Raw genomic sequence first — 19,245 nt, 5'->3', positions numbered from 1 at the left:
GCTATAGTTCGTGCCCTTTTTTCAATCCCCGATCGTTATCCGGCTTTTATGACCAAACGCGAAGCTCCAATCTACAAGGTTATTTTCCTCAACCAGGGCCAGGTGTTCGAGATGTACGCCAAGCAGATCTATCAGAGCGATCTGTGGGGATTTCTGGAAGTGGAAGAGTTCGTCTTCGGCGAGCGCACGACTGTCGTGGTTGATCCCAGCGAAGAAAAGCTCAAGGCACAGTTCGAGGGCGTGGTGCGCAGTTTCGTGCCGATGCATTCGATTGTGCGTATCGACGAGGTCGAGCGCATGGGTACGCCAAAGATCAGCGAGGCGCGTGGAGGTGGCAATGTAATGCCGTTTCCGATGCCAATGCCTGAAAAGTAGAAAGCAGTAGAACAGTAAGGAAAGCCTGCCCTGAAGCGATTCGATCAGGGCAGTGGCGAGAACGGGCTGCGCCCTTCAGCGGTTTGCAGTTCCATCAGGTATTTGCGGAAGATCTGGCCCAGCACCTGGGTCGCGACTTCCAGTTCGTCGCGCTTCATCTTGGCCGATACTTCGTCCGCCGCATCCAGCGCTTCTTCCGAGCCATTGACCGCCGCCATCTTCAGCACGATATACGCCTGAATGTTATTGGCCTGCACGCCTTCGCCGCGGGCGAACATCAAGCCCAACTGATACTGCGCCTGCGCATGGCCCAGCAACGACGCCTGCTCGAAATAGTTCAGCGCCTGTGGCAGGTCACGAGGGGTGTTCTGGCCTTCGTAATAGAACTCGCCCAGCTCGTATTGCGCTTGTGCATCCCCCGATTGTGCAGCTTGCTGGCATGCCGAAAGCGCAGCCGGAAGATTCTCGGGCTGAGTATTGAGGGTACAACGACCCACCGCTGGGATTAACAACGAGTTGCTCCCTGCATTGGTCAGCAGGGGATAGACAAGCAACAGGCAGCCCAATGCAAGGGTGCGGCCGGTGCGGTTCATGGGAGTCGACTTACCTCTGAAAAAGGTGCGGGCTTGCCCGTCCAGCGAAACGTGCTGGCTGGCCATTATGAAATAAGCAGGGCCAACCTTACAAAGTCTTTACGGATTTTCTGCTGCACGGGCTGATTTAACACCCCGTAGGAGCGAATTCATTCGCGAAAAAAATTATTCACGAATGAATTCGTTCCTACATTAGCTTATTTCAGCGCAGCGAACGCTTTTTCGGCAGCATCCAGGGTCAGTTTCAGCTCCGCTTCGCCATGAGCGATGGAGGTGAAGCCGGCTTCAAATGCGCTTGGCGCAAGGTATACGCCGCCTTCCAGCATCAGGTGGAAGAAGCGTTTGAAGCGGTCGGCATCGCTGGTCATGACGTCCTGGAAGGTCACGATTTCCTTGGCGTCACTGAAATACAGGCCAAACATGCCGCCCGCCTGAGTGGTCACGAACGGGATACCCGCCGCGTCGGCACGTTGCTGCAAGCCTTCGAGCAGGCGGCGCGTGTAGTCGCTCAGCTCATCGTGGAAGCCTTCGCGGCTGATCAGGCGCAACGTTGTCAGGCCTGCGGCCATGGCCAGCGGGTTGCCCGACAGCGTACCGGCCTGATAGACCGGACCCAGCGGTGCGATATGCGACATGATTTCGCGTTTGCCGCCAAAGCAGCCTACAGGCATGCCGCCGCCAATGATTTTGCCGAAGGTGCTCAGGTCCGGTGTCACGCCGTAGTAAGCCTGGGCGCCGCCGAGTGCCACGCGGAAACCGGTCATCACTTCGTCGAAGATCAGCACCACGCCATGTTCGTCGCACAGGGCGCGCAGGCCTTGCAGGTAGCCCGGTGCAGGCGGAACACAGTTCATGTTGCCCGCGACCGGCTCGACGATGATGCACGCCACTTCCTGACCGACATCGGCCAGCAACTGGCGGACGGCTTCCAGGTCATTGAACGGTACGGTCAGGGTGTGTTTGGCGAACGCTGCCGGAACGCCGGGCGAGCTGGGCACGCCCAGGGTCAGTGCGCCGGAGCCAGCTTTTACCAGCAGGCTGTCGGAGTGGCCGTGGTAGCAGCCTTCAAACTTGATGATGCTGTCGCGGCCGGTGTAGCCACGGGCCAGGCGAATCGCGCTCATGGTCGCTTCGGTGCCGGAGCTGACCATGCGTACCATTTCCATGGAAGGCACGAGTGAGCAGACCAGGTCGGCCATTTCGGTTTCCATGGCGGTCGGTGCACCATAGGACAGGCCGTGTTCCAGTTGGCTGCGCACGGCGTCGAGCACTTGCGGATGGCTGTGGCCCAGAATCATCGGTCCCCAGGAGCCGACGTAATCGACATAACGCTTGTCGTCTTCGTCAGTCACGTAAGCGCCGGCAGCATGTTTGAAGAACAGGGGCGTGCCGCCAACGCTCTTGAATGCGCGGACCGGCGAGTTGACACCGCCTGGGATGTGTTTCTGGGCGTTGGCGAAGAGTGTTTCGGAACGGGACATGATCGGGTCTCTGCTTTTTAACCTGGAAGTCGTTTCTACGCTGAATGTGCAGCTCTGTGCATGGCTGCTTCGGTGACGTCACGAGGCCTGAAGGCGTAGGGAGCCGCACTATAGCAAATGCCACATGGCTGCCGGATGCACATGTCCGAATTCAGCCAGACTTTTTCCCGGCGCAGGAGTAGGGTCAGCCTCATGAAAACTCTTGATCCAGATGTGTGCTATGCGGCCTTTATCGCCCGGGACCGCCGTTTTGACGGTTGGTTTTTCATGGGCGTATCGACGACCGGGATCTATTGTCGGCCCATGTGCCCGGTGCGTAAGCCACTGGCCAGAAATTGCAGTTTCTATGCAACGGCAGCGGCTGCCGAGCAGGCGGGCTTTCGTCCGTGCCTGCGCTGCCGCCCGGAACTGGCACCCGGCCACGGCTTGCTGGATGTCTCCAGTCGCTTGGCCCAGGCTGCCGCACGCTTGATAGACGAAGGCTTTTTAAGCGGCAGAAGCCTCGATGCCCTGTCTGATCGGGTTGGCGTGACCTCGCGGCATCTGCGGCGGATCTTCGAGGCCGAGTTTGGTGTGTCGATGATCGATTATTCCCAGACCCAGCGGCTGCTGATCGCCAAGCGTTTATTAACCGATACGGGGATGTCCATGGCCGAAGTGGCGCTGGCTTCCGGGTTCGGCAGCGTCAGGCGTTTCAATGATGTGTTTCAGGAACGCTATGGTCTTAACCCGCTGCGCTTGAGAAAGGCCACGCACCGCTCCGGTGAGGCCAGCATGCGTTTCGAGTTGTCGTACCGACCGCCTTTTTCATGGGATGGTGTGCTGGAGTTTCTGGCTCATCGCTGTATTGCAGGGGTTGAGCATGTCGCTGAAGACGCCTACACCCGGGTGCTCACCATCGAGCATGCGGGGCGTCGTCTGGCCGGTTGGGTGACCGTGAGCCATGCGCCGTTGCGTCATGCCTTGGTGGTGAGTGTATCGGCGTCTCTTCAGTCGGGTATTGCCCAGGTGTTGGGACGAGTGCGGCGGGTTTTCGACACCGGCTGCCGGCCCGATCTGGTGGATGCGCACCTTGGAGCACTGGTTGCCGAGTTGCCGGGCATGCGTGTACCGGGTGCGTTTGACGGTTTCGAGATTGCGGTCCGGGCGGTGGTCGGCCAGCAGATATCGGTGACTCAGGCCCGGTTGATTCTTGGCCGTATTGCCGAGCGTTTCGGTACGGCGGTGGATGAGGCACCTTTCGGGCTGCATCATGCGTTCCCGACGGCCGAAGTGATGGCTTGCCTGAGTCCTGAAGAGATTATTGCAACGGGTATTATCCGTATTCGCGCCGAGGCCATCATCGCGGTAGCCCAGGAGGTGGCAGCAGGACGCATCATGCTTGAGCCCTTGGTGCCTCTGGATGAAACCCTGTCGGCCTTGCGGCATATTCGGGGGATCGGTGAGTGGACCGTGCAATATATCGCCATGCGCGCCTTGGGCTGGCCCAATGCATTTCCGGAGGGCGATGCGGTACTTAAAAAACATCTAGGCTGTGCAACGGTCGCCCAGCTCAATGAATACGCAAGCCAGTGGGCACCCTGGCGCGCTTATGCGACGGTGCATGTCTGGCGTCAACGTGAGGAGGCCAAAAAATGATTCATGGCTATCTGCTTTCCAGCCCGCTGGGCGATGTTGCCTTGCGAGCCGAGGACGATGCGCTGACGGGCGTGTACTTCGTCGGCCAGAAATACTTTCCGCAACTGATATTGCTGCCCAACGATCATGCTGTCCCCAAGGTGATTCGCCAGGCTCAGGAGCAACTGACCGAGTTCTTCAATGGCCAGCGCCGGGTATTCGAGGTGCCGCTGCGTTTTCGTGGCACTTCCTTTCAGGAGCAGGTCTGGCGCGAACTGGCGCGCATTCCCTATGGCGAGGTACTGTCCTACGGTGCCATGGCCCGGAAAATGGGCCTCAGCCCAGGGCATTCCCGAGCGGTAGGCACGGCCAATGGCAAGAACCCGATTTCGATCATTGTGCCTTGCCATCGGGTCATCGGTTCAGGCGGGGATTTGACAGGCTATGCCGGTGGCGTTGATCGCAAGCGAGCGTTACTGGCGCTGGAGAATGCCAACGGGATGCCTGATTTTGAACTGAAGGTTATTGGAGTCGTGTAGCGGCTTTCGCGAATGAATTCACTCTCATCAAACATAAACACAACATCATGAATTAAAAAGTTTTTCTGTAGGAGCGCGCTTGCCCTGGGCGGCGGGTGATCTCCTGCAGTGGGAGCGAATTCATTCGCGAAAAGGTATTTCACTCACGAAAAAGATCATTGAACGCCTTCGCCCGTCGCGTCACTTCCTGCGGATTCTCTGCCCCGAACAACCCGTGTACCACTGCCAGCAGATCAGCTCCGCGGGCCAGTAGTTGCGGTGCGTTTTCCAGAGTGATGCCGCCAATCACGGCAATCGGCAAAGACACTTTGGCGCGTACCTGATCCAGCAGATCGAAAGGCACGGCAGGCGCATCGGGTTTGGTCTGGGAGTTGAAGAACCGCCCGAACGCCACGTAGGTGGCACCGTCGGCACGCGCTTTTTCCGCCAGCTCAAGCTTGCCGTGGCAAGTCGCACCGACAATCGCCTTATGACCCAGCAGTGCCCTGGCATCCGGCAGCGAGCCATCGGTTTGTCCCAGGTGAACACCAACGCCCAGACGGGCTGCCAGTTCGGCGTCGTCGTTGATGATCAGCCGGGTCTTGTATTGCTCGCATAGCTTGAGCAGTTCAGTGGCTTCGCGCAGGCGGCGCGATTCGTCGTTGGTCTTGTCCCGGTATTGCAGCAAGGTCACGCCGCCATCGAGTGCGGCTTTGACGTAAGGCAGGAATTTACCGGCCAACAGTGCGCTGTCGGTAATGGCATACAGGCCACGTAGTTTCATCGAATGGGCCTCATGTCAGGCGTTACGAACAAAAGTCCAGGGGGAGACGGCGAGGAACGAATTGTCCCTTGCCCAACTGCTCAGCGTCCCGCAACGTTCGCCAAGTGTAGTCGAGCGCTGTCTGCACAGCGCTGATCAGTGCTTCTCCCTGAGCCAGTCGTCCGGCGAGGGCGCTGGCCAGTGTGCAGCCCGAACCGTGATAACTGCCAGGCAGGCGCTGGCAGATAAAGGTATGGGACTGGCCGCCACGGATGTACAGGCGGTTATGGACTTCCTGTTCATCGCCATGACCGCCGGTGATCAGCAGGTTTTCACAGAACGGCAGCAGCTTTTGCGCACATTCGTCTGCCGTGCCTTCAGGCAATTCGGCCAGAATCCGGGCTTCCGGCAGATTGGGGGTGGCAATGGTCGACAGTGGCAACAGCCGTTCACGCATCGCGTAGCCGACCTCATCCTTGCCCAGCCGGCCACCGCCGCCAGCGCGCAGAACCGGGTCGCAGACCACTGGCAGGCCGGGATGCGCCATCAGCAATTGCGCTACGGTATCGACCATTTCCAATGAACCCAACATACCCAGCTTGACTGCTGCTACGCTCGAATCATTGAAGACAGCATTGGCTTGAGCCAGGACCCATTCACGGTCCAGCACGCGAAAGTCGCTGACATTGACGGTGTCCTGCACGGTCAGGGCCGTTACGGCCGGTGCGGCATGACAGCCTTGGGCAAGCAGGGCTTCGATATCAGCCTGCAGACCGGCACCACCGCTGGGGTCGTGGCCGCTGAGGCAGAGGACTACGGGACGGGAGCTATAAATATTCATGGTGCGCGAGCTTATCACTAAACCTTTCCCGAGCCGCCGGTCGTTCCGGGTTTTTCTGGGGGGGGCTGAAAAATCAACGACCCTTGCAAGGGTAAAAAATTTTCAGTTTGCCCGGTGATGGCCGAGATAGAGCCATTGCTTAAATTTTAAAGTGGTAGTGACTAAAAGCCATTAACCGCTATGCTTGGTTATTCCTGAAGCCTTTTTACCGCTGGTGATTTTTATTGCCACGAGTCAGGCATATCAGCGTAAGCAAGGTCCACACTGACATATCTGTTTTTGAACTATTGCCTGTTTCAAGGAAAGAAATTGCGGGGCGTCGTCATCAACGGATGAAATGACAGCGACGTTCTACCTTGGGGCTTTATGCGCTATTTGCTGATAATGCTGGTTGTCTGGTTTCCATTGCTGGCCCATGCCGTCGAGTTTGATGAAAACATTCGCAGCTTGCCGTTGGGGCGCGAGATTCAGGTTTTTGAAGACGTGAGTGGCAAGGCGAATATCGACAGGGTCCTCTCCGAGGCGGGAGCCTTTCGTGTGCTCGACAGTGAAACACTCAACGCGGGCTATTCGCGCTCGGCGTTCTGGCTGAAGGTCGATCTGTTCTACAAACCCAATCCCCGTGCACCGCATTCCGACTGGCTGCTGGAACTGGCCTATCCACCGATGGACCATGTGGATGTCTATCTACCGGACGGCAACGGGCGCTATCAACTGGCCTGGAAGACCGGCGACATGCTGCCGTTTTCAAGCCGCGACGTTAAGCAGGGCAACTTCGTGTTCGGGGTAGACCTGCAGCCGGGCAAGCAGACTACGGTTTATATGCGCATCGCCAGCAAGGGGCCGATCCAGGCACCGCTCAATCTGTGGGCCAGCCACGCCTACATGGAAGAACAGCCCGCCAAGGTCTATATCCTGGGGCTGATCTATGGCGTGTTGACGGGCATGCTGGTCTACAACCTGTTCATCTATATCAGCGTGCGCGACCCCGGTTATCTGTATTACATCCTCTATATCGCCTCGTTCGGCCTGTATCAGCTCTCTATCAATGGCGTCGCTATTGAGTATCTCTGGCCGAACAGCCCGGTGTGGGCCAACACCGCTACGCCTTTGCTGATGGCGATCTCGGTGTTTTTCGTCAGCCAGTTTTCACGCAGCTTTCTGCAGACCAGAGCCCTGGCGCGCTGGCTGGATTTTCTGTTGATTGCAGTGATGGGCGGTGCCGTGGTGGCAGTGCTGCTGGCCCTGTTTGCCAATTACGGCCTGGCATTGCGCAGCGTGACGATGCTGGTGCTGGCGTGTTTCCTGGCGATGCTGACAGCCGGGATCACAGCGGTGCTCAAAGGCGTACGAATCGCTCGCTACTTCCTGGCGGCCTGGGTTGTGTTTCTGATGGGCGGACTGGTCAACGCCGTGATGCTGTTCGGTTATATCCCCAATACCTTTCTTAGCCTGTACGCCAGCCAGATCAGTTCAGTGCTGGAAATGGCGCTGCTGTCGCTGGCGCTGGCTGACCGAGTCAACCATATCCGCGAGCAACAGGCGCAGACCCTGCTGGAAGCCGGCAAGGACATGGAACGCCTGAACCGCCAGCTGGCCACCAGCAACCGGCTCAAGGACGAGTTTCTGGCCACGTTGACCCATGAGCTTCGAACCCCGATGAATGGGGTCATCGGTTCACTGGAGCTGATGCAGACAGTACCGATGGACGGCGAGCTGGAGATGTATCAGCAAACGGCCTCTGCCTCCGCTCAGGACATGATGAGCATGATCAACGGCATCCTGACCCTGACCGAGCTTCAGGCCGGTGTGCTGTATGCCGAAAGCGATGCCTTCGATACGTGCGGCCTGTTTGAACAGTTGCGTGACCGTTTTCGCGGCGCAGCCCAGGCCAAGGGGCTGGAGTTGAGCTTTGAACTGGACGAGCAGATGCCGGAAAGCGTACGCGGCGATGTTCACAAGCTGTACCAGTGCCTTGAGTGCCTGCTGGACAATGCGATCAAGTTCACCAAGCGAGGCGCGGTCAAGGTACGCGCCATGTCTCAGCAGCATGACAACGATGTCCTGCTGCTGCGGGTCGAGGTGATGGACACCGGTATAGGCTTCAGCCAACTGGATGAAGCGACGTTGTATCAGCGCTTCTTCCAGGTCGATGGCTCCATGACCCGCGAGTATGGCGGACTGGGAATCGGCCTGGCGATCTGCCGGCAACTGGTCGAATTGCAGGGCGGAAGCCTCAGCCATCGCTCCGAGCCGGGGAAGGGCAGTTGCTTCACCTTGAGCCTGCCTTTGTTGATGGGCATACCGGGCGCCGTGCGCAGGGCTCCAGCCGCCAAGGCTCAATGGGGAATCTGAGGGGCGGAAAAAAGCCCGATCATTGGTCATGAACGGCACTGTTTAAAGCTCTTGTTGCGTGGTTCACTGCTGCAAACGCAGACAGGAGGCCACTCATGAACCTGCATCAATTCGCCGAAACCCATCAGGTGACCAACCAGCCGCCGTCACTGAACGGCGTCAACCTCTACCGCATCGACCTGCCACTGCAAACCTGGGTAAAACGTTTTGGCGCGGATTGGGCCGAGCCCCGCATCGATGTTTATGGTGCCTTGGCGGGCGGACCTCTCATGGAGGCCGGTTTCCTCGCCAATCAGAACAAGCCGACCTTCGCCAGTCATGACAGATATGGCAATCGCATCGATCTGGTCGAGTTTCACCCGGCTTATCACCAGTTGATGAGCACTGCCATCGACCATGGCATTCCCTCTTTGCCATGGACCGATCCGCAACCCGGTGCCCATGTAGCGCGGGCTGCGATGAGTTATCTGCACACCCAGGCCGACCCCGGCAGCGGATGCCCACTGACCATGACCTTTGCCAGCGTCCCGGCCCTCAGGCTGCAGCCTGAACTGGCGCAGATATGGTTGCCGAAAATCCTGTCCACCCGATACGACCCGCGTAATGTCGGTATCGCCCATAAAACCGGTGCAACCATCGGCATGGCCATGACCGAGAAACAGGGCGGCACCGATGTGCGCGCCAACACCACGCGGGCTTATCCGGTCGGGGCAGGCGGGCCGGGACAGGCTTATGAACTGGTGGGCCACAAGTGGTTCTGCTCCGCCCCCATGTGCGATGCGTTCCTGACCCTGGCGCAGACCGACAAGGGCCTGAGCTGTTTCCTGCTGCCACGTCATCGGCCGGATGACACCCGCAACGAGTTCTATATCCAGCGTCTGAAAGACAAACTGGGCAACTGGTCCAACGCCTCCAGCGAAATCGAACTGCGCGGCGCACTGGCCTGGATGGTTGGTGAAGAGGGCCGGGGTGTGCCGACCATCATTGAAATGGTCGCCATGACCCGTTTCGACTGCATGATCGGTTCCAGCGCCCTGATGCGTCAGGCCGTGACCCAGGCCACGCACCACTGCGCCCATCGCAAGGTCGGTGGGCGACTGCTCAGCGAGCAGCCGTTGATGCAGAACGTGCTGGCCGACCTGGCACTGGAAAGCGAAGCCGCGCTGGCGCTGACCCTGCGCATGGGGCGCGCGCTGGACCATCTGGATGACGATCATGAGGCGCGCTTTGTGCGGCTGGTCACGGCGGTGGGCAAGTACTGGATCTGCAAGCGTGCGCCGGCCATGATCAACGAAGCCGCCGAATGCATGGGCGGCGCCGGTTATGTCGAAGACAGCATTCTGCCGCGCCTGTATCGCGAAGCGCCGGTCAACTCGATCTGGGAAGGATCCGGCAATGTGCAGTGTCTGGACGTGTTGCGGGCGCTGTCGAAGGAGTCAGGCGTGCTGGATGCGCTGTTCGCTGAACTGGGCGACGGGCATGGTGACCGGCACCTGAAGGCGCATATCGAAAAACTGAAAGCCGCATTCACGGACACCCGCGATATCCAGTACCGCGCCCGACAGCTGACCGAAGATATCGCGGTGGGCTTGCAGGCCAGACTGCTGCTTGAAGCGGGCAATGCGTCTGTCAGTGATGGTTTCATTGCCGGTCGACTGCTGTCATCCGGACGGGTTTATGGCGCTTTGCCGGTAGGTGTCGATGCAGAAACTTTACTGGCTCGCTCTTCGCCGCAGGTGGCATAAGCACGCGAACCCGTTAGGATGAGGGTCTGCAAGATCAGACAGGACCTAAACCGTGACGCAAGCCTTTGTTGTTGTAGAAAGCGCCGAGCAAGCTGTGGAGCGGCTCGCAGAACTGCATGAACGTGCAACCAGTGCATTGAGCCAGGCGCTCAAGCGCTACCTGAAAGACCGCGTCGAACCCGACGCCGAGCAACGAGCGCTGTTCCGCTACCCGGAATTGCGCCTGACCTACGCCTATCAGGGCGATGTGCCGCTGACCACCCGCGCCTACGCAAAGGTGCAGTTGCCCGGCACCTATAGCGTCACCGTGACCCACCCCAAGGCATTCCGCAAATACCTGCTTGAGCAACTGCGGCCGTTGATGAGTGATTTCACCGTCACTATCGAAGTGGGCGTGAGCGAGCAGAACATTCCTTACCCGTACGTGGTCGAGCAGGGCGATGAACTGGCAGGCTCCGGCGTGACCGCCGCTGCGCTGGCCCGTGTTTTCCCCAGCACCGACTTGTCCGCCGCGACCGACGGCATCGCTGATGGCCTTTATGACTGGGCCAATACCGATCCGCTGCCGCTGGCACTGTTCGACGCGGCGCGGGTGGACTTCTCGCTGCGGCGTCTGGTGCATTACACCGGCAGTGACTGGCGTCATGTGCAGCCCTGGATTCTGCTGACCAACTACCATCGCTACGTTGACCAGTTCATCCTGCATGGCCTGGAAAAACTGCGCGACGACCCGCGTTTCGTGCGCATGGTGTTGCCCGGCAATGTGGTGGTCGACAAGAGCATGGGCGTCGAAGAGGCCCAGGCCATTGTTGCCAGTGTGGTCTGGCACCGTTACCAGATGCCGGCCTATCACCTGATCGCGGAAGATGGTCATGGTGTCACGCTGGTCAATATCGGCGTCGGCCCGTCCAATGCCAAGAACATCACCGATCACCTAGCGGTGCTGCGTCCGCATTGCTGGCTGATGATCGGCCACTGCGGCGGCCTGCGTCAGTCCCAGACCATTGGCGATTATGTGCTGGCTCACGCTTACATGCGCCGTGACGGCATTCTGGATCGCGTGCTGCCTCCGCATATCCCGATCCCGGCCCTGGCCGAAGTGCAACTGGCGTTGCAGGAATCGGCGGCGCAGATCACCGGCGAGCGTGGCGAAGGGCTTAAAAAGCGACTGCGCACCGGCACCGTCCTGACCTACGATGACCGGAACTGGGAGCTGCGCTGGGCACAGGAGCGACCGCTCATCAATCTGTCTCGTGCGGTGGCCGTGGATATGGAAAGCGGCACCATTGCGGCTCAAGGCTATCGTCTGCGCGTGCCTTACGGCACCTTGCTCTGCGTATCGGACAAGCCTCTGCACAGTGAAATCAAATTGCCGGGTTCGGCCAACGCTTTCTACGAGCGTGCCGTCAGCCAGCATTTGAAGATCGGCATTGCGGCCCTGGACTTGCTGCGTACCGAACTCAATTCGCTGCATTCGCGCAAACTGCGCAGCTTCGATGAGCCGCCTTTCCGTTAAGTGATTGGTATTTATGTAAAGGGCCACTAAAGTGGCCCTTTCTGTTTTCAAGTCTCTAAGCTCCCATGTCCCGCACTCAACGTCCTGTGTCTCGTCGTCCAGCCCCCAAGAATGCCAGCGCTGCCCGGCGTGTCGCCAAAGCGCCTCCGGCCGAGCCAAAGCTCATTCTGTTCAACAAACCTTTTGATGTGCTGACGCAATTCAGCGATGGCGAAGGCCGGGCAACGCTCAAGGACTTTATCGACATCCCCGGCGTCTATCCGGCCGGGCGTCTGGACCGCGACAGTGAAGGTTTACTGCTGCTGACCAACGACGGCCAGCTTCAGGCCCGTATTGCCGACCCCAGACACAAACTGCCCAAGACGTATTGGGTGCAGGTCGAAGGCGAGCCGAGCGAGGAGCAATTGCAGCAGTTGCGTAACGGGGTGGAACTCAACGATGGCCCGACCTTGCCTGCCGAGGCTCGTCAGTTGGACGAGCCGCAACTCTGGCCACGCAATCCACCGGTGCGTTTTCGCAAAAGCGTACCGACCAGTTGGCTGGAACTGATTATCAAGGAAGGCCGTAATCGGCAGGTGCGACGCATGACTGCCGCTGTGGGCCTGCCAACCCTGCGGCTGGTGCGGGTCAGGATCGGCGACTGGACACTGGAAGGGCTGGATCAGGGGCAGTACCGGGAGATCAAGCCCTGACCGAATCCGTTAAGGTCATAAATCACTTTGTGGGAGGCAGCTTGCTGGCGACTCAGAATATCTGCCGGTTTTGAGGCCTTTTTCGCCAGCAAGCTGCTTCCTACAAGTTTGTGTGTGCCTTAATTGATCGGGGTGGCTCATGAGCCATTCTCGATATAGGCAATCACCAGGCTTTTGATCACGAATGCCATGATGCCCAGGCCCAGCACGAAGAACAGGATGAAGGTGCCGAATTTGCCCGCTTTGGATTTCTTCGCCAGATCCCAGACGATAAAACCCATGAAACAGATCAGGATGGTGACCAGAATGGTCATCATCCACTCTTCAAAAAGCACGGGGTCCATCGTTTACTCCGTCTAGCTGCGTAGATGAGTCAAGGGCAACTCAGTGCTGGCCAGCACCTGATTGAGCACGAAGCTCGACTTGACGCTGGTGACGCCTTCGATGCGGGTAAGATGGCCCAGCAGCAGTTTCTGGTAGTGATCCATGTCAGGAACCACCACTTTCAGTTGATAATCGGCGTCCATACCGGTCACCAGACTGCATTCCAGTACTTGAGGCAGGCTGCGGATCTGTTGCTCGAAATGCTCGAATCGCTCCGGCGTATGTCGATCCATGCCGATCAGCACATAGGCAGTAAGGTTCAGGCTGAGCTTCTTGCGATCCAGCAAGGCAACCTGTCGCACGATATAGCCGTCGTCTTCCAGTTGTTTGACGCGGCGCGAGCAGGGCGATGGCGATAGCCCGATACGCTCTGCCAGTTCCTGGTTGGAAATGCGTGCGTCGCGTTGCAGTTCAGCCAAAATGCTCAGGTCATATCTGTCGAGCTTGCTCACGATGTTCCCCTTTGTGAGTTTAATTGCGCTGAATTATTGATATGAAGTAAAAAATTGCGCAAGTAATGTTTTTGTAAGTGATCTTCGCAATCTTTTGTCGGTCCGGCAGGCCTATTCTTTTCAACAGAATCACTGCCCGGACATAGCGTCCAGCGCGGCTCGCCCAATCAGGCAGTCGCGGCCTCCCACCCGACAGGGTCGGCGAGGCCCCCGGGCTACATACAGTCCAGAAGACGTATGAGGTGAGCCGATGTCATAAGCGTCGCGCCAGGACGAAGTATCCCAAGGGGGCCAGACAGGTCCCCTTTTCTTTGCGTCCTGATAAAGTGCGCAGAACGGCGCGCCACTATTACAGTCTTAACTACGTCTATCCGCGCCCTAGTGAGGAAAGCATGAAATCTGGCATCTGGAAGCTGACAGGGTTAAGTCTGCTGTGTTTGAGCATCAGCGCCCATGCATTGGCTGAGGATGACTCCTTCAAGGATCAGTATCGCGGCAGTTCCGGCGACAATGGACAGCAGCAGCGCAGAATCCAGCAACAGCAGCAGAACCAGCAGTTTCAGGGCGAACGTCAGCAACAACAGCAGATTCAGCAACAACAGAATCAGCAGCGTCAGGTTGAGCGCCAGCAACAGCAGCAGATCTACCAGCAGCAACAGAATCAACAACGCCAGATCCAGGATCAGTTGCAACAGCAGCGTAACGTCGAGCGCCAGCAGCAACAGCAAATCTACCAGCAACAACAGAATCAGCAGCGCCAGATCCAGGACCAGCAAAACCAGCAACGGCAGATCGAACGCCAGCAGTTTCAACAGCACCAGAACAATCTGCCGATTCAGACCGCACCTCGGGAATCCTGGCAAACCCAGCAACCACGTCAGGGTTATTACCAGGACAACCCGCGTGGCAATCGCAACTGGTCGGCCGGTAATGGCCGTCCCAATGATCGCTGGGAAGGTCGGCCCGACGGGCGCGGCAATGGCTGGGGGCCGGGCCCGCAGTATCGACCCGGTTATACGATAGACCGAGTTCCCGGTGGCTACGCGCGTGTTCCGTATCGCGGACAGGATTACTTCTATTCACAAGGCTATTGGTATCGCCCGCAAGGCCCGCGCTATGTGGTGGTGACGCCGCCTTATGGCTTGCGCGTGCGCAGCCTGCCGTCTTACTCGCAGGAAATCTGGATCGGCAGTTCGTTGCTGTTCCTGGCCGCCGGTACTTACTACGCCTATCAGGCCGACAGTCAGGAGTATGTGGTGGTCAACCCGCCACAGAATCAACCGACCTACAGCCAGGTGCCAGCGCAGAATGCTTATGACCCGGTTTCCTACCCACTCAATGGCCAAAGCCCTGAGCAGGTCGAGCTGGATCGTTACCAATGCTACCGCTGGGCCGTAGAGCAAAGCGGCTTTGATCCGGCGAACATTACTTCCCAGCCGCAGGCCGAGGTGGTGGATCTTTATCGTCGCTCGATGGGCGCCTGCCTTGCGGGGCGAGGCTATAGCGTCAACTAGGTTGTTGATGTTGCCTGAGCCTGTTTCACCACTTCCTGTGGATCGGCATGCACCAGCACTTCCGCTTTTGGATACTGCTGGTGTATGGCGTTTTCCACCTGATCGCACAGCCCATGGGCGACGCTGAGCGTCAGACTCCCCGGTAACTCCAGATGCAACTGCACGAACCAGCGATTGCCGGAAATCCTCGTACGCAGGTCATGTGCGCCCAGAACCCCCGGCACGCCGCACGCGAGCTCCAGCATGTGCTGGCTGACATCGGCTGGTAACTCTTCGTCCATCAGCACCGATACCGTCTCGCGAGCAATTTGAAACGCACTCCAAAGAATGTAGACGGCAATTCCCAGTCCGAAGTAGGCATCCAGCTGTTGCCAGCCGAATAACGTCAGCGTCAGAGCCAGCAGAATGCTGAAATTGAGCAGCAGATCGGAGCGATAGTGCAGCGAGTCGGCGCGGATGGCCGCCGAGCCGGTTTCCTTGATGACCCTGTGTTGCAGCCAGAGCAGGGCCATGGTCAGGATCAGTGACAGCACCATCACCGCGATCCCGAGTCCCGCCGCGCCCAAGGGCTCGGGATACTGGATACGTTTGATGGCCTGAAAGGCGATCAGCCCGGCACTGACGGCAATGAACAGCGCCTGAGCCATGCCCGACAGCGCTTCAGCCTTGCCGTGGCCATAACGATGATCCTCATCTGCCGGGCGCAGCGCGTAATGCACCGCCAGCAGATTGAGGAACGAGGCCGCGCCATCCAGCAGCGAATCGGTCAGCCCGGCCAGCAGGCTCACCGAACCGCTGAACCACCATGCCACGCCCTTGGCGATGATCAGGGTGCTGGCAACCAGCAACGATGCCCGCGTTGCAAGCCGCAGCAGGCGGGCATGTTCGGTGCTGGTGTTCATGGCGCTTCCTTTCTGTGGGCATCAAACTCTATGGGCATCAAGCCGCCGGGTGAAGGCCCAGTGTTGCCAGTTGCTCGACGCTGCCCTTGTACTGGATCAGGCGAGGGTCGTTGAGCGGCAGGGATTGGCCCAGCTCGCTTTCCAGAATGGCTTGCAGCTTGCTGTTGTCGACACTGCCGTCAGCATTGATCGCCGGTTGCAGCTTCTGCGGATCGACCTGCGCATGCCCGGTCGGCGTGTAGTAGATCGCGCCCGTGGTGAAGTCCACAGCCAGGGCAATGACGCCCGGAATCACATAAAACAACAGGCCAACGGCATCCAGAGCAAGAATGGCCGGGTCGATCTTGCCTTCGATCTGTCCGCGACGATCAGGATAGAAAATGCTGCCGCACGCAGAAATCTGAGTCAAAAGCGTGGCGACCAGAACGCCGCCGATAAAACGGGATGGAATGCGCATGGAGAACTCCTGAAGTGAGGTGGCAACTATACAAGGCAAAGGCTACGTCGCTAAGACTATTGCGTGTTCTGCAGGTTCTTCGAGTAAACATATATTCATCACGTTAGCTTGCGCCGCGAAAATGGGGCGATTGCTGTGTGAGAGCGGATTCATCCGCGAAGAAGCCGGAACAAACAACGCTTCCCTGGATAAATCCGCTGCTGCTGACCTTCTGCAAACGCCTGTGCAGCTTATAATCGGTCGCCTGTTCTGGAGCCGCCATGATTTCCTTGCCCATCGATGCTGTCCTGCCGGCCCTGCGCCAGGCGCTGATCTCCCGCCACGAAGCCATCCTCGAAGCACCGCCCGGCGCGGGCAAGACCACACGAGTGCCGTTGGCGATGCTCGATGAGCCGTGGCTGGCCGGGCAGACGATCCTCATGCTGGAGCCGCGCCGCTTGGCCGCCAGGGCTGCGGCCGAGCGGCTGGCCAGTGAGCTGGGGGAGAAGGTCGGGGAAACTGTTGGCTACCGGATCCGGCTGGACAGCAAGGTCGGCCCGAAGACTCGCATCGAAGTGGTCACCGAAGGGATTCTGACCCGCCGCTTGCAGGATGATCCGGCGCTGGAAGGTGTGGGGCTGCTGATTTTCGATGAGTTTCATGAGCGCAGTCTGGATGCCGATCTGGCGCTTGCCCTGAGCCTCAATGGTCGCGACCTGTTCCGTGACGAACAGCCACTGAAGATTCTGTTGATGTCGGCCACTCTGGAAGACGAGCGCCTGTCCGCGCTGCTGGACGGTGCGCCAGTGGTGCGCAGCGAAGGGCGCATGTTTCCGGTAGCGATGCAGTGGGGGCGACCCTTTCAGCCCGGCGAATTCATTGAGCCTCGTGTGGTGCAGGCCGTTCTCGACGCTCTGGGTAATGAGCCCGGCAGCCTGCTGGTGTTTCTGCCGGGGCAAGCCGAGATCCGGCGCGTCAATCAGCAACTGGCCGAGGCCCTGGGCGAACGTGCCGATATTCTGCTTTGCCCGCTGCATGGGGAGTTGGACCTTGCCGCTCAGCGTGCGGCCATAGAGCCCGCGCCCAAGGGCTCACGCAAGGTTGTGCTGGCGACCAATATCGCGGAAACCAGCTTGACCATCGATGGCGTGCGCGTCGTGATCGATGCCGGTCTGGCGCGGGTGCCGCGTTTCGATCCGGGCAGCGGCATGACACGTTTGGACACCCAGCGCATCTCTCGCGCCAGCGCGACCCAGCGAGCCGGTCGGGCGGGGCGTCTGGAGCCAGGTGTCTGCTATCGACTCTGGTCCGAAGCCCAGCATGACCAACTCGCCGCCTATGGCTCGGCGGAAATCCTCCAGGCGGACCTGGCCGGGCTGGCACTGCAACTGGCGCGCTGGGGCGTGATGCCGGCCCAACTGGTCTGGCTCGATAACCCTCCGACAGCGGCTTATGCACAGGCTCAGGATCTGCTGGTCCGGCTGGGTGCCTTGAGTGATTCGCAGGGCCAGTTGACCACCCACGGTCAGGCGATGGCACAAGTCCCGGCGCATCCTCGAATCGCTCATCTGTTGTTGCGCGGTCATGAACTGGGGCTGGGGACTCTGGCTTGTGATGTCGCGGCCTTGCTGGGCGAGCGGGATATCCTGCGCGGCGCCGGAGCCGACGTGCACAGCCGCCTGACCTTGCTGGCCGGAAGCGAGCGCGCCGTCCGTGGTGCTCAAGGCGGTGTGCAGCGGGCCAGACAACTGGCGCGTCAATATCGCGGTTACTTGAAGGGCGCAGCCACAACACCGGTCAGCGATCCCGATCATTCGCGCTGGCTGGGTTGCCTGCTGGCACTGGCCTATCCCGATCGTGTGGCACAGCAACGCCGGACTGGCGGTGCCGAATACAGGCTGGCCAATGGTCGTGCAGCTCTGTTCGCCGAAGTCGATGCGCTGATGAAAAACCCCTGGCTGGTGATCGCCGACCTTGGCAGTCGTCAGGGCCAGCGGGAAGAGCGGATCTATCTGGCGGCGGAATTCGATCCTGCGCTGTTCGATTCCGTGCTCTCTGAACAGGTGACCGAGTTCGATCAACTGGACTGGGATGAACGCGAAGGCGTATTGCGCGCCGAGCGTCAACGCAAGGTCGGAGAACTGATCCTCAGCCGCGAACCACTGACCGGCCTCGATGAGTCTGCCCGAGGCCAGGCCTTGCTGGGGCTGGTTCGACGCAAAGGGCTGGAACTGTTGCCATGGACACCCGAACTTCGCCAATGGCAAGCCCGCGTGACCTTGCTGCGCCAACTGGATCTGGAGAAACAGGACGCCAGCGAGTGGCCGGACGTTTGCGATGCGACCTTGCTCGACACCCTGGAGTCCTGGCTGCTGCCGTACCTGGGCAAAGTCACCCGACTCAGCCATTTCGGCAACCTGGATTTTTCATCGATCCTGCACAACCTCCTGCCATGGCCACTGCCCCAACGCCTGGACGAACAGGCTCCCCATCACCTGAGGGTGCCATCCGGCTCGTCAGTGCGTCTGGACTACAGCGAATACCCGCCAATCCTCGCCGTGCGCCTGCAAGAACTCTTCGGCCTGTCCGACACCCCGCGAATCGCCAATGGACGGCAAATCGTCAAACTGCACCTCCTGTCCCCGGCCCGCCGTCCGGTGCAAGTTACCCAAGACCTGGCCAACTTCTGGCGCAGTACTTATGTGGAAGTGAAGAAGGATTTGAAAGGGCGGTATCCGAAGCATTACTGGCCTGATGATCCGTTGGTGGCGGAGGCGACTGCGCGGGTTAAGCCGAGGAAGAGTTAGGAGGGAGATCAACTCCCGTGCTGAGTAGGAGCGGATTTATCCGCGAGACGTGATTGAAGGCGGTAAATTTCTTTGAGTGTACGGTGAGTTTTTACAGCTGGAGAGTGGCTGCATTATTTAAAGAGGACGATTAACTTACACTTAGAGTTAATACTGTCTCTGGCGGTTGTTGACTGCCGCGTGCGTATCATAAATACTATTTTGGCAGAGCTTGGCAGAGCTTGGCAGAGCTTGGCAGAGCTTGGCAGGGGCAG

The 19,245-nt window shown here is 59.0% G+C and carries 18 protein-coding genes and 1 pseudogene; 9 read left to right on the top strand and 10 right to left on the bottom strand.

What is annotated here, in order from left to right; translation table 11 throughout:
* The first annotated feature begins 48 nt into the window (after nucleotides 1-48).
* Entirely contained in the window at nucleotides 49-375 is a 327-nt protein-coding gene (locus CKW23_RS14600) for a DUF1820 family protein (RefSeq protein WP_025261951.1), read from the top strand.
* Nucleotides 376-419: 44 nt separating this feature from the next.
* Here the strand turns inward: CKW23_RS14600 and CKW23_RS14595 are convergent, their stop codons facing one another.
* Nucleotides 420-968, bottom strand: coding sequence for a tetratricopeptide repeat protein (locus CKW23_RS14595; RefSeq protein ID WP_025261950.1), 549 nt, complete (start codon nucleotides 966-968; stop codon nucleotides 420-422).
* 197 nt (nucleotides 969-1,165) lie between these two features.
* A complete protein-coding gene (gene hemL, locus CKW23_RS14590; RefSeq protein WP_025261949.1) occupies nucleotides 1,166-2,449 on the bottom strand; it encodes a glutamate-1-semialdehyde 2,1-aminomutase in 1,284 nt (427 codons plus the stop codon).
* A 192-nt stretch (nucleotides 2,450-2,641) separates the two neighbouring features.
* On the opposite strand from hemL, the gene CKW23_RS14585 reads away from it, so the two are divergent.
* Together CKW23_RS14585 and CKW23_RS14580 are read left to right on the top strand one after the other, a co-directional pair.
* Nucleotides 2,642-4,087, top strand: a complete 1,446-nt coding sequence (locus CKW23_RS14585) for an AlkA N-terminal domain-containing protein (RefSeq protein WP_095067785.1) — start codon at nucleotides 2,642-2,644, stop codon at nucleotides 4,085-4,087.
* Entirely contained in the window at nucleotides 4,084-4,605 is a 522-nt protein-coding gene (locus CKW23_RS14580; protein WP_095067784.1) for a methylated-DNA--[protein]-cysteine S-methyltransferase, read from the top strand. The genes CKW23_RS14585 and CKW23_RS14580 overlap by 4 nt, the downstream gene beginning before the upstream one ends.
* 139 nt (nucleotides 4,606-4,744) lie before the next feature.
* Here the strand turns inward: CKW23_RS14580 and thiE are convergent, their stop codons facing one another.
* On the bottom strand, nucleotides 4,745-5,368 hold the full coding sequence (gene thiE, locus CKW23_RS14575) for a thiamine phosphate synthase (protein WP_095067783.1): 624 nt from the start codon (nucleotides 5,366-5,368) through the stop codon (nucleotides 4,745-4,747).
* Nucleotides 5,369-5,390: 22 nt separating this feature from the next.
* Nucleotides 5,391-6,188 (bottom strand): hydroxymethylpyrimidine/phosphomethylpyrimidine kinase, encoded by a 798-nt coding sequence (locus CKW23_RS14570; RefSeq protein ID WP_095067782.1) that lies wholly within the window; start codon nucleotides 6,186-6,188, stop codon nucleotides 5,391-5,393.
* Between the two features lie 366 nt (nucleotides 6,189-6,554).
* Between CKW23_RS14570 and CKW23_RS14565 the strand changes: the two genes are divergently transcribed.
* From CKW23_RS14565 to CKW23_RS14550, 4 genes are all read left to right on the top strand, one after another.
* Entirely contained in the window at nucleotides 6,555-8,543 is a 1,989-nt protein-coding gene (locus CKW23_RS14565) for a 7TM diverse intracellular signaling domain-containing protein (RefSeq protein ID WP_095067781.1), read from the top strand.
* Between the two features lie 95 nt (nucleotides 8,544-8,638).
* On the top strand, nucleotides 8,639-10,288 hold the full coding sequence (locus tag CKW23_RS14560) for an acyl-CoA dehydrogenase family protein (protein WP_095067780.1): 1,650 nt from the start codon (nucleotides 8,639-8,641) through the stop codon (nucleotides 10,286-10,288).
* A 52-nt stretch (nucleotides 10,289-10,340) separates the two neighbouring features.
* Nucleotides 10,341-11,804, top strand: a complete 1,464-nt coding sequence (amn, locus tag CKW23_RS14555) for an AMP nucleosidase (protein ID WP_095067779.1) — start codon at nucleotides 10,341-10,343, stop codon at nucleotides 11,802-11,804.
* A gap of 65 nt (nucleotides 11,805-11,869) precedes the next feature.
* A complete protein-coding gene (locus CKW23_RS14550; protein ID WP_095067778.1) occupies nucleotides 11,870-12,496 on the top strand; it encodes an rRNA large subunit pseudouridine synthase E in 627 nt (208 codons plus the stop codon).
* Nucleotides 12,497-12,633: 137 nt separating this feature from the next.
* Here CKW23_RS14550 and CKW23_RS14545 read toward each other — a convergent pair whose 3' ends face one another.
* The 3 genes and pseudogenes from CKW23_RS14545 to CKW23_RS27270 all read right to left on the bottom strand — a co-directional run.
* The gene (locus CKW23_RS14545; RefSeq protein ID WP_095067777.1) at nucleotides 12,634-12,840 is read right to left on the bottom strand and encodes a DUF2788 domain-containing protein; all 207 of its coding nucleotides are present in this window, start codon (nucleotides 12,838-12,840) and stop codon (nucleotides 12,634-12,636) included.
* Between the two features lie 12 nt (nucleotides 12,841-12,852).
* Complete coding sequence (locus CKW23_RS14540) at nucleotides 12,853-13,332, bottom strand: Lrp/AsnC family transcriptional regulator (RefSeq protein WP_095067776.1); 480 nt, start codon at nucleotides 13,330-13,332, stop codon at nucleotides 12,853-12,855.
* Between the two features lie 350 nt (nucleotides 13,333-13,682).
* Nucleotides 13,683-14,195: pseudogene (locus CKW23_RS27270) on the bottom strand (hypothetical protein); the annotation flags it as partial.
* Between CKW23_RS27270 and CKW23_RS27265 the strand changes: the two are divergent.
* Nucleotides 14,124-14,846: a DUF6515 family protein gene (locus CKW23_RS27265; protein WP_177434646.1), complete on the top strand. Its 723-nt coding sequence runs from the start codon at nucleotides 14,124-14,126 to the stop codon at nucleotides 14,844-14,846. The pseudogene CKW23_RS27270 and the gene CKW23_RS27265 overlap by 72 nt on opposite strands.
* On the opposite strand, the gene CKW23_RS14530 is transcribed toward CKW23_RS27265, so the two are convergent.
* From CKW23_RS14530 to CKW23_RS26475, 3 genes are all read right to left on the bottom strand, one after another.
* Nucleotides 14,843-15,748 carry a cation diffusion facilitator family transporter gene (locus tag CKW23_RS14530; protein ID WP_095067774.1) on the bottom strand — a complete coding sequence of 302 codons (906 nt, stop codon included), beginning with the start codon at nucleotides 15,746-15,748 and terminating at the stop codon, nucleotides 14,843-14,845. The two genes, CKW23_RS27265 and CKW23_RS14530, sit on opposite strands and share 4 nt — an antisense overlap.
* 37 nt (nucleotides 15,749-15,785) lie before the next feature.
* Nucleotides 15,786-16,205: a polyribonucleotide nucleotidyltransferase gene (locus tag CKW23_RS14525; protein WP_095067773.1), complete on the bottom strand. Its 420-nt coding sequence runs from the start codon at nucleotides 16,203-16,205 to the stop codon at nucleotides 15,786-15,788.
* A 103-nt stretch (nucleotides 16,206-16,308) separates the two neighbouring features.
* Entirely contained in the window at nucleotides 16,309-16,482 is a 174-nt protein-coding gene (locus tag CKW23_RS26475; protein WP_159918429.1) for a hypothetical protein, read from the bottom strand.
* Here CKW23_RS26475 and hrpB point away from each other — a divergent pair.
* A complete protein-coding gene (gene hrpB / locus CKW23_RS14520) occupies nucleotides 16,466-18,991 on the top strand; it encodes an ATP-dependent helicase HrpB (protein ID WP_095067772.1) in 2,526 nt (841 codons plus the stop codon). The two genes, CKW23_RS26475 and hrpB, sit on opposite strands and share 17 nt — an antisense overlap.
* Nucleotides 18,992-19,245 lie beyond the last annotated feature (254 nt).

The organism is Pseudomonas sp. Irchel 3A18 (assembly GCF_900187465.1).
Lineage (GTDB): Bacteria > Pseudomonadota > Gammaproteobacteria > Pseudomonadales > Pseudomonadaceae > Aquipseudomonas > Aquipseudomonas cichorii.
The sequence above is the reverse complement of the archived record's forward strand: the minus strand, read 5'-3'. Positions and strand labels throughout refer to the sequence as shown.